Source organism: Candidatus Accumulibacter necessarius (genome assembly GCF_036625085.1).
Window position 1 is genome coordinate 180,135 of the sequence record NZ_JAZKUM010000009.1, and the last position, 13,957, is coordinate 194,091.

The following is a 13,957-nucleotide window of genomic DNA, read 5'->3' on the forward strand; positions in this document are numbered from 1 at the left end:
GCCTACAGGCCCTTCTGCAACTCCGCGACCGCTGCCTGCGCCGGAAACTTGTCACCCAGCTTCGCCAGTTGATCGAGCTGGATTTTGGCCTCGCCCTTCTGTCCGACCTTGATCAGCGCCCTGGCGTAATTCAGACGGATCTGCGACGCCTGCGGCGCCAGTTCAAGCGCCTTCTTAAACAATTCCATGGCGCGTGCGCTATCGCCCTTGTCGACCAGAAGAACAGCCAGCGTGTCCATCAGCGCCGGTTGATCGGGCGCCAGTTTGTTCGCCTTCTCGGCATAGTCAACCGCCTTCGGATCCTTGAGCTGACCGGCAACCCACGCCAGATTGTTGAGTACCGCCGCGTTGTCCGGCTGCACTTCGAGCAGCACGCGGTAATGCCTGGCCGCACCGGCGTAGTCCTTGCGGGCGCTCGCCTGTTCGGCCAGATAGAGGCGGAAGCGGGCGTCCTTGGCATGCTCCTTGAGCCACGTCTCGGCAAACTTGTCGGCCTCCGCATTGTTGCCGCCCGCAAGCAGCGCGGAATGCAGCTTGGCTGCGAGCTCTGTGCTCCCGACTTCCTTGAGCCCGGCGCGATAGGCCGCCGCGGCATCGCCCCATGCTTTCTTCGAGGCATGCGCGTCGCCCGCGAAAATGTAGCCGATGGCCTCCTTGGGTCTCTGCCTTTGCACGTCACGAGCGACCTCGAGCGCTTCCTTGGTGCGTCCAGCATCAAGTTCAAGCATCATGATCCCGCGCTGGGCCTCGAGTGAGTCCGGCTTGACCTTGAGTGCCTTCTGCAGATTCTGCAGTGCAGCCTCCTTGTTCTTCGCCGCCATTTCAATTTCGGCCATGCGCAGATAGGGCAAAGGCGAATCCGGTTTCAGTGCGGCCAGCTTGCCGTAAGTGGCCAGGGCCTGGTTGAAGTCGCCGGCAGCCTGCTGGGCGCGTCCTGCAGCATCGAGGATCTCCGGCCGTTCCGGCAGCACTGCAAGCGCCTCCTGGGCTGCGGTGAGAGCGCTCTTGGTCTCGTTCTTGCTCAGGTACAGGCCAATCAGTCGCAAACGCGGGGCCGGGTCGGTCGGGTTTGCGGTCACCGCCTTGCCGATCAGCGCTGCGATCTCTTCGGTGGTTCCTCCGGATTTCGCCCGCATTTCGGCAAGAGCCAGAAACGCCTGCACATTCTTCGGGTCTTTGACCAGCACTGCCTCGAAACGCTTCCGGGCTTCCTCGGGTTTCTTCTCGATCAGGTCCAGATTTGCCAGATTGGCTGCAGCCGGAAAATAGGCCGCGTTCAAGGCCAGCGCCTTGTCAAAGCTCTTCCGCGCCCCGGCGATGTCGCGCTTGCCAAGCAGCGCCGTACCGCGCAGGTTGTATGTCAAGGGATTGTCGGGCTGCTTCTTCTCCAGTGCCGCGATTGCTTTCAGCGCCGCATCGAACTCCCGCCGCTGCAGGTGGGCTGCAATCAAGGCCAGATCCGCGCGGTTGCCGGGGTCCGCCGCCGCAACCTGTTCCAGATCACGGAACGCGACATCACTATCGCCTTTTACCATATTGACCATCGCCAACGAGGTGCGCTTTCCCGGATTCTTGGGATCGAGCGCGGCGGCCTGCGCAAAATACGTCCCCGCCTTGTCGATCTGGCCGTTCTGCAGAAACACCTGTCCGGCCAGGGCGAGCATGTTCGAATCCTTGTCGATCTTGTCAAGGACCGGCTCCAGGATGCCCAGTGCCTTGCCCGGTTGAGAATTGCGCAGGTAGCTGGCGATCAGGACGCGGCGTGTGACACCAAGCGGCGGAGTTTGCGGCAGCGCCTTGAGCAGGTAGGTCTCGGCCTGTGGGAAGGCCTTCAATTCGTACTCGATCAGGCCTGCCAGTTGCAGACCCAGGGGATTGTCCGGGACCGCACGCAGCATCAGGAGAATGGAGTCCCTGGCGGCCGCATAGTCCTTCTTCTGATAGGCGAGCATGGCCGCCAGGTAATGCGTCTGAGGATGATTGGCAGCAATCTGTTTCATCGACGCAAGCTGGACGCCAGCCTCATCGATCTTGCCCTCCGCCAGCAACTGCCGAATGATCGCCGCATGCGCAGCGAGATAGTCCGGTTTGATTTCCAGTGCCTTCCGATAGGACATCATGGCGCCCGCAGCGTCCCCCTGGGCAGACAGGAGATCCCCCTTGATCTGCCAGGCGTCATGCAGCCTGGGCGATTTCTCGAGTGCACTGTCGAGCAGCGCGACGGCCGCCGGCAGGTCACCGCGGCCGGCTTTCAGCCGCGCCTCGCCGATCAAGGCCGGGGCGTTGCCTGGTTCGGCAGCCAGTGACGCGGCATAAGCCGCCTCAGCCTTATCCGGCTTGCCCTGCATCAGGTAGGCCTGACCAATCGAAGTCTGCAATGCGGCCTTCGCCGCCGCCGTCGTGAGATCGGCTTTGGCCAACTCGTTTGTCACTTTCTCGGGCTGTCCCAGCATCAACAGGGTACGTGCCAGCAAGGGAACCACCTCATCGGCTGGGTAATTCAGATCCTTCGCCTTGCGCAACTCGACCTCGGCGCCCGTTGGATCGCTTCCTTCAAGCAGCGCCTTGGCAAGCAGAAAACGCGCCTCGGCAAGTTGCGGATCCTTCTGCAAGGCGTTCTTCAACTGGATGACGGCAGTCTTGTGGTCGTGCTTCAGCAGCGATTCCTTCGCCGAAGACAGCAGAGCTGTCGGGTTCTCGCCGCCGCAGCCGACCAGGAGAAGAGTAGCCAGCAATGCCGAAGCGGTCGCCTTGCGCAGCGTGTGCAGCGAGTTACGTGTATTCATGAGGGTCCCCACGGAGTCGAAAAAGTGTTGCCCGAAACAAGCCTTATTTCAGCCCAAACCTGTGCATCATATCGTACAGCGTTGGCCGGCTGACACCGAGCAACTCGGCCGCCCTGACGACGTTGCCGTCGGCGCGCGCCAAAGCGGTGATGATCACCCGCCTTTCCGCTTCATCACGCGCCTGCCGCAGGTCCAGCACAGCCGGGTCGGTCTGTTCCCCGCCCAGCAAGCCGATCTCCTCGGCTGTAATCTGATTGCCATCGGCCATGATCACCGCCCGCTTGATGCAGTTCTCCAGCTCGCGAACGTTGCCCGGCCAAGCATGCGATTCTATCGTCCGCAGCGCGTCCTCGCGCAAGGTCATCGCACCCCGATTGTTGTCAGCCGAAAACCGCCTGACAAAAGCGTGCGCCAGCAAGGAAGCATCGCCGAGGCGGGCGCGCAAGGGCGGAATATTCACGACGATTTCTGCCAGGCGATAGTACAAATCCTCCCGGAAACGCCCTTCGGTAATCAGAAACTTTAGATTCTGATGCGTCGCACAGACAATCCGGACGTTGACTGGAATCTCCTGCCGTCCGCCGATCCGCTCAATCACCCGCTCCTGCAGAAAACGCAGCAGTTTGGCCTGCAGGGCGTGCGGCAAGTCGCCGATCTCGTCGAGCATCAGCGTGCCGTTGTTGGCTGTCTCAATCTTGCCGGGAGTGGTCTTGGCAGCCCCGGTGAAAGCGCCTTTTTCGTAACCAAAGAGCTCGCTTTCCAGCAAATTGTCCGGAATAGCGGCGCAATTGATCGCAACGAAGCGCTCGCGGCGCCTCTGCGACGACTCATGAACTCCCCGCGCCAGAAGTTCCTTGCCAGTTCCACTTTCACCCAGCAGAAGCACCGTCGCATCGGTGACGGCAACCCGCTCGATCGTGCGACAGACACGCAGCAACTCGGGGTCGCGGGTGAGCAGACCGGAAAGCACATCCGGCTGCTGCATCGACTGCAGCCGTTCGTTTTCCTTCTGCAACTCGTGGAGACGGTGAGCCCGTTGTATCGTCAGACCAAGCATGTCGATCTCGAACGGCTTGGCAAAAAAATCGTAGGCGCCGAGAGCAATTGCGCGCAGCGCGTTGGCGCGATCGTTCTGACCGGTCAGGACGATGATCTTGGTGTCCGGTGCCAGCGTCAGGATCTCTTCGAGCAACTTGAAACCTTCGGAGACGGAATCCGCGTCTGGCGGCAAACCGAGATCCATCGTCACGACCGGGGGCTGATAGCGACGTACCAACTGTAGCGCACTCTCACGGTCATCCGCGGTGAGCGCCTCGTACTGGTCGAAAGCCCAGCGAATCTGTTTCTGCAGCGCTCGATCGTCCTCGACTATCAGCAGGAGGGGCAACTTCTCGGCACTCATGCCGATTCCTTCGACAAGTCAGCGGACTCGACTCCGCTACCCACCTCAAACAATGGCAACAACAAATCCACCTGCGTTCCAATGTCGACAGCACTATCCACCGACAGCTTGCCCCCCAACTCATGAACGTACTGGAAGCTCTCGTAGGCGCCAATGCCCATTCCCGTCGGTTTGGTCGTCTGAAAAGGCTTGAACAGGCGCTCGCGAACAAACTCAGGACTCATCCCGCGCCCGGTGTCGCCCACCTCGATCAGCGCATGTGTCCCTTGCCGGGCCAGCCTGAGCCAGACGCGGCCACCGTTCTCGGTCGCATCCAGCGCGTTCTGCACCAGATGGCCGACCACGCGCTCAATCCGGTCTTCGTGCCCACGGGCAATCAGCCTCTCCTCGATATTCAGCTCCACATCCCTCCCCTGACCGGACTTGGCGGTCTGAATCCGCCGTACCACATCAGCTAGGTCAATACCGCGCGGCCCATCAAGCGGTGTTGCGCCTTCGCGCAGTTGCATCATCAACTTGCGCATGCGCTCGACGGAATGATTAACGGTCATCAGCATGTCTTTCTGAAATTCCGGATTCTCACGATGGCGCTCAGCGTTCTTGAGCATCAGGGAGAGTTGAGCAACGATGTTCTTCAAGTCATGCACGACAAAAGCGGACATGCGGTTGAACGAATCGAACTTCCGGACCTCGAGCAGGGCCTCGCTGGCCTGCATCTGACCGAGAAACGCCCCGGCCTGCCGTGCCGCAGTCTTCAGAAGGTCGTTAACCTCCCAGTTGACATCGATTCTGGTACGGGCCGTCGCCAGGACGACAAAGGCGATCAGTTCGCTGCCGGTGGTGAGAGGAACAACCAGCCATGCATTGGGAACCTCGACCAGCCAGGACGGGAGTTCGAGACCATCATAGCGACGCGGTAGAGAACGATACTCTTCGAGATTGATCACCCAGCCGCTGTCGAGCAGAAACCGGCAAAGCGGGCTGCCAACATCCTCCGTCGCCGGCGAAGCCGGCATGTTCCAGAAAGCTGCCTGAGCAAAAAAGCGACCCGAGGGATCCTTCAGCCACAATGCGCCGCTCGGACTCTCGACCATATCCGCCAGACCCCGCACGACGTGTCGTCCCATGCCGGTAAAGCCGCCCTGCGCAGAAAGTGTCTGCGTAAATCGCAACCACTCCTCGCGATAGTCATAGCGGTAACTGAAGAAATGCTTGCCGACCTGCACCCTCAACCTGGCCCTCATCGAACCGGAGAAAGTCAGAGCAGCGAGGACCAGCAAGGCGGCAAAGAGCAGCGCCATCTGCAAGGCCCGCCCCCACTCGCCGCCAAAGAAGCGGACGTAGTAACCGGCCGCCGCCATGAAAAGGAGATAGGTACCGACGATCAGCAGTGTCGCCGAGTGCAAGGCAGCACGCTGCGACATGACCAGTCTCCTCTTCCAGTCATGGCTGCGGATTGCCGACAACGCCACCAGCGGCAAACCCATGGCATGCGCAAAACCGCGAATGCTGAAAGCGTCCGCATCAATGCGGTTGAACAGCAGGGCGTCCGAGTACAGGTACATGTCAAAAAGGAAGACACCGCCGAGCCCAAGACACAACGGCTTGATGCTCCAGCGGAAGTCAGGCGAAACGTTCCGGAAGAGGCGCTCGACGAGTACCAGGCCGTACACGCTCATCGCCAGCGAAACGAACAAGGCCACTCGCTGTGACGACAGGACCAGGTCGACACCGAAGACGACCATGACTTGCGCGGCGAAACCACCCACGACCAGCAGCAGGGCGAAGCCGCTCAGCCAGCCTGTAGCCGCTGGCAAAGACGCCCCCTCGGCTGGTTCCGGTTTCATCAGGACGAGGAGAAAGAGATACCATCCGCCGAAGCGCAGCATGTCGGCCAGCAGGCTGCCGGCGAGGAAAAGCACCTGGCCGGTCAGCGCAAAGGCCAGGCCCAGCATCCCCCACAGCGCGCACAGGCTGACGGCAAGGAACATGGCGCGACTGCGACCGCCAGCCCGCCAGCCGGCCGCAAGGTACAGCGTCAGGAGGGCCGCCAATACGCCGGCCAGCCCGTAGCTCCACACCGCGACCATTGCCATCTTGCTGTCCATCATGGCCCACAATCCCCGCGTATCCTTGCACCCCGATGAACCGCAGGCCCCGGACGATGCTTCACCGGGCACCCTTGCCAGTCAAGACCACACCGACCGTCTGGAACAGAATCAGGATATCCAGGAACAGGGTGTGGTTCTTGACGTAGTACAGATCGTATTGCAGCTTCTGCACGGAGTCTTCGACCGTTGCACCGTATTGGTACATCACCTGCGCCCAGCCGGTCAGCCCTGGCTTGACACTATGGCGTACGGCGTAGAACGGGATGTCACGCGTCAGTTGGTCAACAAAATAGGGGCGCTCAGGACGCGGTCCGACCAAGCTCATATCCCCCACCAGCACATTGTACAACTGCGGCAGTTCGTCGATGCGCAACTTGCGAATGAGGCGACCAACCCGCGTCACACGATCATCGTCCAGGGTCGCCCACCGCGGTTTGCCGTCGCTCTCGGCGTCGTTGAACATGCTGCGAAACTTGATGACCTTGAACAGGCGGCCATCGAGGCCAACCCGTTCCTGCCGATAGAAGACCGAAAAGCCGTCTTCCAGCACGATCAGGATCGCCGTCAGCAGCATCACCGGCAAGGAAAGAACCAACAGGGAAGATGCCACCAAGACATCAAACAGCCGTTTGATACTCGTCCGCCGCCAATTCTGCCGGAAGCCCTCGCCAAAAATCAGCCAGCCCACCCGCAGCGAATCGAGACGGAGTTGCCCGAGAGCACGTTCGAAGTAGCTCGCCAGATCCAGCACCCTGACGCCCGACAGCTTGCAGTCAAGCAGCTCGCGCAAGGGCAGTGCACCGCCGCGACGCTCCCGCACGGCAACGATGATCTCGTCAACCTTCAGGGACTGCGCCGTGTCGGAGAGTGACATCTGCTGGGACAGGACGACCTGCGCCGGAACGACGATCTCCGTTTCAGTAGCGCAGGGATAGAAACCAACGATCTGGATGTCCGGATCCGACTTGCGCAACACGCGGCCCACGTTCTCGGCTTCCTCACCAACGCCAAAAACAAGCACGCGGTGACTGAGAATGGAGCCAGACTGGCTGTGGGCCGAATGGACACGACGAAGCAGTGTGGTAAACAGCGCCGCCAGCCCCGACAGCAACATGAAGTTCCGATCGACCTCGGCCACCGAGAGCAGATAAAACACGCCGTACGCCAGTGGAATGGCAAGGTAGAGAGACAGCACCGCGCGTGCTCGAGTCTCCTCCCGAGTACGGCTGTGCACTCTCTGATAGATCCCCAGCCAAGTGTTGAAGACGATCATCGTCAGCGCAAAGATCACCGCATAAAAGGCGACTTTCTCAAGTTCGAAGCGGCCTCCACCGCCGATCCACATGGCGGCAAGAATCACACATACGACCGGGAACATCAGGTCGACGGCAACCTGGGCAATAGTCTTCCGATGAAACCAATGATTGAACACCTTGATCACGATAGACCCCTTGCAAGCACGAACCTGGAAACTTCTCGTTTATGAACGAGGCTCGGCTACCTTCCTGGAACTTGGAAAAGCCGAGCAAACGCCACGAAACGAAGGCTATCAGTGCAGATGGTTGGGAACCGTGAACTAATGCACAAGCAGCGAACGATACCTCACGAGGGAAGCCGTTCTGCGCTCGCCGAGAATTAAGGCACTACTTCGATTAAAATACGTAACCATTTGATACAATTTAATATTATCTCTAAAAACAGACTGATTCATGCCGAAATTATACCCCGAGCAGCAACCCTCAGGGCGTTTTGAAGCACGCGGACGGCGCCTCGAGAAGGCGTTCAGGGGCTCGACCATCGAGGACCAGAGCAGAGCATAGCAGCAAGTAGAAGAGGAAAGCAGACCGTGGCATGTCCAGCAGACTCGAGAACACCCCGACGACCAGGCAGGCAAGCAGTGCCGCAAGCAGATACGGTGCGAGGACGTGATCTGCTCCGGGACCCCGCAGCAGATTGGCGAAAGCCATTGCCAGGAGAGCCAGCAGCAAAGAAAGTCCGATCAGTCCCTGATCAATCAGTACCTCGAGGAAGAGACTATCGACGTGCCAGGACAGGAAGTCATGGCGGCCGGAAAAGAACCACTGCGACATGCCGCCGGAAAAACCGCCATTACCCAACAGTTGCTGGCCCTTCGCATCGACGACGCTCAGGTTGTCGACATCGATGAAGTCCGCCGGCCCCAGCAAGCGCAAATCAAAGAATCCGAGCACGGGTACCGGCCATCCCCCGGGGAATCCCTTGCGCCCAGTCATTGACAGCGACACATGGCGCCATCCCTCGCCCCCCGACAACCTGACCACGGCAGGCTGCGCGCACGACGCCGCATAAAGCAGATGCTTATGGCACAGGCCGACGCTCAGCATCGCCGGCTGCAAGCTGCGCAAGTCCATGGCCACCGTATAAGTGCCTGCGAAAGGTGCAGGCACACGCTGCAGCAACTCGAATCCGCCGCCCGGCCGCACGCTTTGCCGAGGCAAGAGGACGCGCAAGTGGGTCGCTTCGCCTTCTTCGACGAGACGCAGGCGACCAGGCATCTGGCGCCCTGGCACGGTCTGCGAATAGTTTGCCGGGAACCGCCCGAGGCCCCGCCCGAGCAGAAACTCCGACGGGTCGCGTAACAGGCTCAGGCCCTCACGCCAGTGCTGCATGCGCCCACCGAGATCGCGCTCGCCGGCTGCGAACCTGGCGCTCATGAAGTCTCCCGCTGCCAAAACGGCGAGGATCTCGATGAGCAGAACGGCCACCAACACGCGGTTTCCGTACACCCGCCAGGGCTCCGACGCCAGCGCCACGAGCGCAGGCCGAGGCGCCATCGCCAGGACCCGGCGCCGCCGCCAAGGCGCCGCCAGCAGCCAGGCGAGCACCATCAGCGAAAATCCGACCGCCAGATAGACGCCACGCGAAAAGGTTGTCAGACAGGCGTACGCGGCGCTCATCGCCAGCAGTGCCGAGAGCCCCCAGCGCCATCGGGAGCGCGCCTGCACGACCGCGTGGACGGCAAACGGAACAGTCAGGGCAAGAAAACCGTCAAGCCCCGCGCCACCCACATGCATTTCCCAGAACAGCGCCGTGCTGCGATAGTGCGTGGAAAAATCCAGCAACCCTGGATATCCAGCGCGTTCCCAGAGGACAGCCACAGCCACCCAGCCCAGCCCGGTTGCCACGCCAGCCGCGAGGCTTCGCCCGGCAAGCAGCGGCCGGCTCGCCAACAGGCTAGCCAACGACGGCAGCAGCAGCAGAACCAGCAGGAAACTCTTGGCAACACGCAGGCTGTTCAACGGCTCTTCATAACCCTGAAACCACCCCAGGGGAAAGCCACCCGCATCGGCAACACCACGCGCCAAGGCCAACAGATACGATACTGTCAAGAGACCCAGCCCAATCTGTGCCAGGCGGAAGCGCCCTACCGTCAGGGGCCACCCCAAGGCATGACGGGCACCCTCTCCCGACCGCTTGCGAGGCGCATCCCCTGCCAGGCTACCCGGTTCGCCAACGGCACCGGCCCTGCAGCCAGGAGGCGGGCCAATCGACGGGCTCGCCTGGTACTGTGACGTTTGCGCGAGCCCTTCGGTGGAGGTTCCAGCCCGCTTCACACGCCAGCACCGCCCGGTCGCCATTCGCGCATGGCAGCCCGCCACCGCGCCAAGTGCGAGCAGATCGAACTCCTCGATGCCTAGCCATCCCGTCCAGGCGGAAAACCCGGCAAGCGGCAGCAACGCAGGTAGAACGAACAGCCACAAGGCTGGGCGCAGCGAGACGGTGATGCACCAGACAACAAAAGCCGGCGTCAGCCATGTCGCCCAGAGCGGATGATGCAGCGCAAGGAAAATTCCCAACACGGCGGCAAGGATGGCTAGAGCACCGCAAATCCCAGGCATGGTCGCCGCCGCAAACGCCCTCTGTTCTGCCACCAACTCGCGTCCCCTGGCCTGACTTTCCCGCAATTGCACGGCGTCATCTCTTTGACAACCACGTGAAGCGTCTCCGCCGGCTTCTGTCGGCGTACCGTATGCGCCGCGGCCACACTCGCGCCCGTCGTCAGCGTAGCGGCTGCCAGCCCTGCTCACTGGCGCCGGATTCTGTCTGTCGCGCCGGAATCTGTCAATCAACAGGCGTCGCGCCAGGCGGTCGATGCTCGCCGAACGGCAAGGGGGCTGGGCCTTGCCGCCCTGCTATCGCGCACGGTCGCGTGCTGCCGGATTCGGGCACAGTCGCTTGCCAACCGGGTCGTTCTGGCGTCTAATCGGCAGACAATCCAGCCCCGACGATCTGCGCTGACGAACCCTCCGCCCGCCCCTAAGGCCTATCCTCACGAGCTGGCACACGGAGGAACAGGACGTGTTTTCGCCCGAATGGTGACACTGGATCGTACTTGGACTGGCGCTGACGGTCACCGAATCCGACCACGCCGAACGCTTACTGCTGCCCGCAGAAATCCAGAGCACCTTGCGCAGATTCTCTCGGCGCGTGGTGAAGACCGGCAACTGAGCGGGTGAACCCCTCCCCGACGGAGACCTTCAATGAACACAGGCTGGATCGTTTTTGGCATCTGTATCGTTTTCGTCCTCGCAGGCGCGATTCCCCTGCTCAGGGATCGTGGAGCCGACAGGAACCCGCCAGTGCCACGCAAGGAGACGCTGCACGACTGGCGAAACGAAAAGTAGCCCGGCAGCCCCTGCCAGGCGGACATCACCCACTTGCCAGCCAGTCAGCCCCCGGACTTAGCCGTTTCCCTGCGACACTGCCTCAAGTGAGAGAGGCCGACTTGAGCGCCTCCCGGATCTGGGCCAGAATGCTCTCATGATTGCTGTGCTGCTGCTCGGCCATCGCCGGGAAGGCTGGCCAGCCATGGTCGAACCACTCCAGTCCGGCAAATTGGCGACTGCCCTCGTAACGGGGGATGACGTGAAAATGCACATGGTGATCGACCATCATCAGCATCAGGTAGTTGATGGCCTGGTAGCCAAAGGCTGATCTCAGGGCCATCTCCAGTCCGGGCAGCAACTCGGCCAACTGGGCCATTTCTGCAGCCGTCACCTCCGAAAACCGGGCAACATGTCGGTTGAGCGACAAGATGCCGCAGCCCAGGGTCGCCTGCGCGGGTCTGAGCGACCATGACCAGGCCGTGTTTTTCGCGACCAACAGCTCCTCTACCCGAAACTTCGTGCGGAAATCGGCAAGCACCGATGATTCGTCCATCTTCTTTCTCTCCTGTCAGAAAACCGCCAAGGTAACAGACGTACTGGAGATCACTCCAGGGCCTTGCTCGCGCACACCGCCGCACAACGCGTCGACTGCTCTGCGTGAGCCTCGTCAGGCCTGGCCTACATGTGGCAAACTTGCGCTCGCTGCTGGCGTTTGCCGGCACCTGACCAGCGCAGACAGACGAGAGGGAATGACCATGACCAGGTACGGTTTCGTCGCCTCGGGCGGCGGCTATCGAAGCTTCTATACCGAAGGCGTGCTGGTCTGGCTGAAGCGAAACAACGTGCCTTTGGTGCACATCGCCTCGACCAGTTCCGGCAACAACATTGTCGTCGACTTTCTGCTTTGGGACTGGCAGAGTGAGGAGTTACCGCCGGTCCTGAGCCAAACGCTCAGGCTCAACGTCACCGACATCTTTCATGTCTTCTCCAACTTTCTCGGTTTGCGCCCGCCGTTGCTCCCCACCGGCACGCATCTCTTCACCGTTGACAAGGACAGCTGCCGCAAGTCGCTCCTGCTCGATGACCCGCGACGCCGCCAGTTGCTGGCCGAGCACCTAAAGACCTTGCGTTGGGATATTCGCGCCACCAACCTGAGCCAGCGACAGGGGCGTTTCTTCAACGTAAACGAGATTCTGGGCAGCATCGACGACGCCAGTCTCGACGCATTCATGAACGCCTTCCTTGCCGGCATCACCACCATCCCCTATTTCAAGGCGATCATCATCGATGGCGACTATTACATCGAGGGCGGCTATCTCGACAACACGCCGCTGCGCACCCTGTTCGAAGATGATGAGGTGGACGAGATCATCGCCGTCGACTTCACCGACTACGACTATCACCGCGAACTTGACAAGCTCTACCACGCCAAGTCGTTCACCCTGCCGTTCAACAGTATCGATACCCACCTTCTCGTCAGCGACATGCAACTCACGCTGCCCAACACCCGCATCTTCGCGCAAGCGACCCTGATCAACGAAATGCTCAAGACGATGGGCAAACAGAGCGCCGAGGTTGGCGGCAAGCGCTATTACGCCAAGCCACTGCACGTGCTGCGACCAAAGGATCTCGAGAGTATGACGATCTCACTCAAGGACAGCAGCAACCAGAAGCGTTACTTCGAGCTTGGCCAACAGGAAGCAGCGGCGATGTTCCAGAGTCCCTGACTGCCGGCGGCGGCGAGTCGGCGCGGCAGCACGTGAGGATCGCAGCTTCAGGAGTCGCGCATCACGAGGTGTCCGAGAGGTGCTGGACTGACATGAAGCCGACGGAATCGTGAGACGCTTGCCCGCGCTCCGAGCACGCACAATGTCCAGCAAAGCCATGCTGACCAAAGCGTATGGCTGAAGTAGTGGGCCCCGCGGGCCAACTGCGCCCAGCCGAAGAGGCCACCCGCCAGCAACACGATGGCGAGGAAGCAGCGGGCCAGTCGAGGCCGATGCTCCCGCCACAGGAAGTAGACGCCAAAGAACGCAAACGCAGCCACAGCGTGGCCCGACGGAAAGCAATGCCCCGGACCGCCATCCGATACCCCGATTTGCCAGTGCGAAACGTAGCTGGCGACGCCGCCAAACTCGGCGAGATCCCAGGGGCAACTCGTCGTTGTAACCCGCTTGATCGAGGGAACCAGCAGGACGCCGGCCAGCATCACCCCGATCCAGTGCCAGCGCTCGATGCGCTTCGGGCCAGGCAATAGCGGATGGCACGCGTCAACGACCCAGCAGACCCAGCGCGCCCCAGGCGAACAGGCGCCCGCCATCGTGCAGCAGGCTGCGGGTGAGCCACGCATCCCGCCATCCGAAGCCAGCCGCCGTACCGTACCAGTGGGTGAGAGCCAGATCCCAGCCGCTGGCGTCCCACGCCAGCAAGCAAGCCAACGCAAGAGATGTCACCAGCAGATCAGAGCGGCCGGCAGCGTGTCGCCTCACAGCGCCGCCACCGCACCACCACGGCAACTGCTCAGCAGGTCCCAATCCTGCTCGTACAGGGTCGTGCGCACATCGAGCAAGGCAAGCAGCGTGTGGAACAGGTGGTCGTGGCTCGCCGGATTGGCGGCGCGGCGCTGCAGACAGTCAACATCGATCGCCCCGGTCTGGCGAAAGCCCTCCGAGAACCACATCAGCATCGGTACGCTCGTCTGTTCCGCCGGGGCAATCGCATACGGGATGCCGTGCAGGAACAGGTTGTTCTCGCCCAGTGACTCGCCGTGGTCGGAAACATAGACGACTGCCGAGTCCACCTTGTCGGCCTGCGCCTGCAGCTTGGCGATCAGAGTGGCCAGAACATGGTCGGTATACAGCAGCGCATTGTCGAATGCGTTGACAATCTGTTCACGGGAGCAGCGGTTCAGGTCGTCGTCTTCACACGCCGGCTGGAAGCGCGCGAAGGCTTGCGGATAGCGGCGATAGTACGACGGGCCGTGGTTGCCGAGTTGGTGAAGCACCAGCAACT

At 61.3% G+C, this 13,957-nt stretch carries 11 protein-coding genes; 2 read left to right on the forward strand and 9 right to left on the reverse strand.

From position 1 onward, the window contains the following. Nucleotides 1-2: 2 nt before the first annotated feature. The 5 genes from prsT to V5B44_RS21955 all read right to left on the reverse strand — a co-directional run bounded on the left by prsT (nt 3) and on the right by V5B44_RS21955 (nt 10,177). Nucleotides 3-2,786 carry an XrtA/PEP-CTERM system TPR-repeat protein PrsT gene (gene prsT, locus V5B44_RS21935; RefSeq protein ID WP_332361170.1) on the reverse strand — a complete coding sequence of 928 codons (2,784 nt, stop codon included), beginning with the start codon at nt 2,784-2,786 and terminating at the stop codon, nt 3-5. 43 nt (nt 2,787-2,829) lie between these two features. After that, nucleotides 2,830-4,188, reverse strand: a complete 1,359-nt coding sequence (gene prsR, locus V5B44_RS21940; RefSeq protein ID WP_291911196.1) for a PEP-CTERM-box response regulator transcription factor — start codon at nt 4,186-4,188, stop codon at nt 2,830-2,832. Then, on the reverse strand, nt 4,185-6,296 hold the full coding sequence (prsK, locus tag V5B44_RS21945; RefSeq protein ID WP_434735512.1) for an XrtA/PEP-CTERM system histidine kinase PrsK: 2,112 nt from the start codon (nt 6,294-6,296) through the stop codon (nt 4,185-4,187). The genes prsR and prsK overlap by 4 nt, the downstream gene beginning before the upstream one ends. A gap of 61 nt (nt 6,297-6,357) precedes the next feature. Continuing rightward, entirely contained in the window at nt 6,358-7,740 is a 1,383-nt protein-coding gene (locus V5B44_RS21950) for a TIGR03013 family XrtA/PEP-CTERM system glycosyltransferase (RefSeq protein ID WP_332361172.1), read from the reverse strand. 298 nt (nt 7,741-8,038) lie between these two features. After that, a complete protein-coding gene (locus V5B44_RS21955) occupies nt 8,039-10,177 on the reverse strand; it encodes an O-antigen ligase family protein (protein WP_332361173.1) in 2,139 nt (712 codons plus the stop codon). 642 nt (nt 10,178-10,819) lie between these two features. Between V5B44_RS21955 and V5B44_RS21960 the strand changes: the two genes are divergently transcribed. Beyond that, entirely contained in the window at nt 10,820-10,963 is a 144-nt protein-coding gene (locus V5B44_RS21960; protein WP_332361174.1) for a hypothetical protein, read from the forward strand. 82 nt (nt 10,964-11,045) lie between these two features. Here V5B44_RS21960 and V5B44_RS21965 read toward each other — a convergent pair whose 3' ends face one another. Beyond that, complete coding sequence (locus V5B44_RS21965; RefSeq protein WP_332361175.1) at nt 11,046-11,498, reverse strand: HIT family protein; 453 nt, start codon at nt 11,496-11,498, stop codon at nt 11,046-11,048. Between the two features lie 196 nt (nt 11,499-11,694). Between V5B44_RS21965 and V5B44_RS21970 the strand changes: the two genes are divergently transcribed. After that, a complete protein-coding gene (locus V5B44_RS21970) occupies nt 11,695-12,672 on the forward strand; it encodes a patatin-like phospholipase family protein (protein WP_332361176.1) in 978 nt (325 codons plus the stop codon). A gap of 47 nt (nt 12,673-12,719) precedes the next feature. Here the strand turns inward: V5B44_RS21970 and V5B44_RS21975 are convergent, their stop codons facing one another. The 3 genes from V5B44_RS21975 to V5B44_RS21985 all read right to left on the reverse strand — a co-directional run. Beyond that, nucleotides 12,720-13,199 (reverse strand): phosphatase PAP2 family protein, encoded by a 480-nt coding sequence (locus tag V5B44_RS21975; RefSeq protein ID WP_332361177.1) that lies wholly within the window; start codon nt 13,197-13,199, stop codon nt 12,720-12,722. Between the two features lie 16 nt (nt 13,200-13,215). Next, a complete protein-coding gene (locus V5B44_RS21980; RefSeq protein ID WP_332361178.1) occupies nt 13,216-13,434 on the reverse strand; it encodes a hypothetical protein in 219 nt (72 codons plus the stop codon). After that, nucleotides 13,431-13,957: phosphoethanolamine transferase (locus V5B44_RS21985; RefSeq protein WP_332361179.1), on the reverse strand; the 527-nt coding region annotated here is incomplete at its 5' end. The genes V5B44_RS21980 and V5B44_RS21985, both read right to left, overlap by 4 nt.

Coding starts and splice junctions, on each gene's coding strand:
- prsT (WP_332361170.1), bottom strand. CDS start 2,786: ATGAATACACGTAACTCGCTGCACACGCTGCGCAAGGCGACCGCTTCG.
- prsR (WP_291911196.1), bottom strand. CDS start 4,188: ATGAGTGCCGAGAAGTTGCCCCTCCTGCTGATAGTCGAGGACGATCGA.
- prsK (WP_434735512.1), bottom strand. CDS start 6,296: ATGGACAGCAAGATGGCAATGGTCGCGGTGTGGAGCTACGGGCTGGCC.
- V5B44_RS21955 (WP_332361173.1), bottom strand. CDS start 10,177: ATGCCTGGGATTTGCGGTGCTCTAGCCATCCTTGCCGCCGTGTTGGGA.
- V5B44_RS21960 (WP_332361174.1), top strand. CDS start 10,820: ATGAACACAGGCTGGATCGTTTTTGGCATCTGTATCGTTTTCGTCCTC.
- V5B44_RS21965 (WP_332361175.1), bottom strand. CDS start 11,498: ATGGACGAATCATCGGTGCTTGCCGATTTCCGCACGAAGTTTCGGGTA.
- V5B44_RS21970 (WP_332361176.1), top strand. CDS start 11,695: ATGACCATGACCAGGTACGGTTTCGTCGCCTCGGGCGGCGGCTATCGA.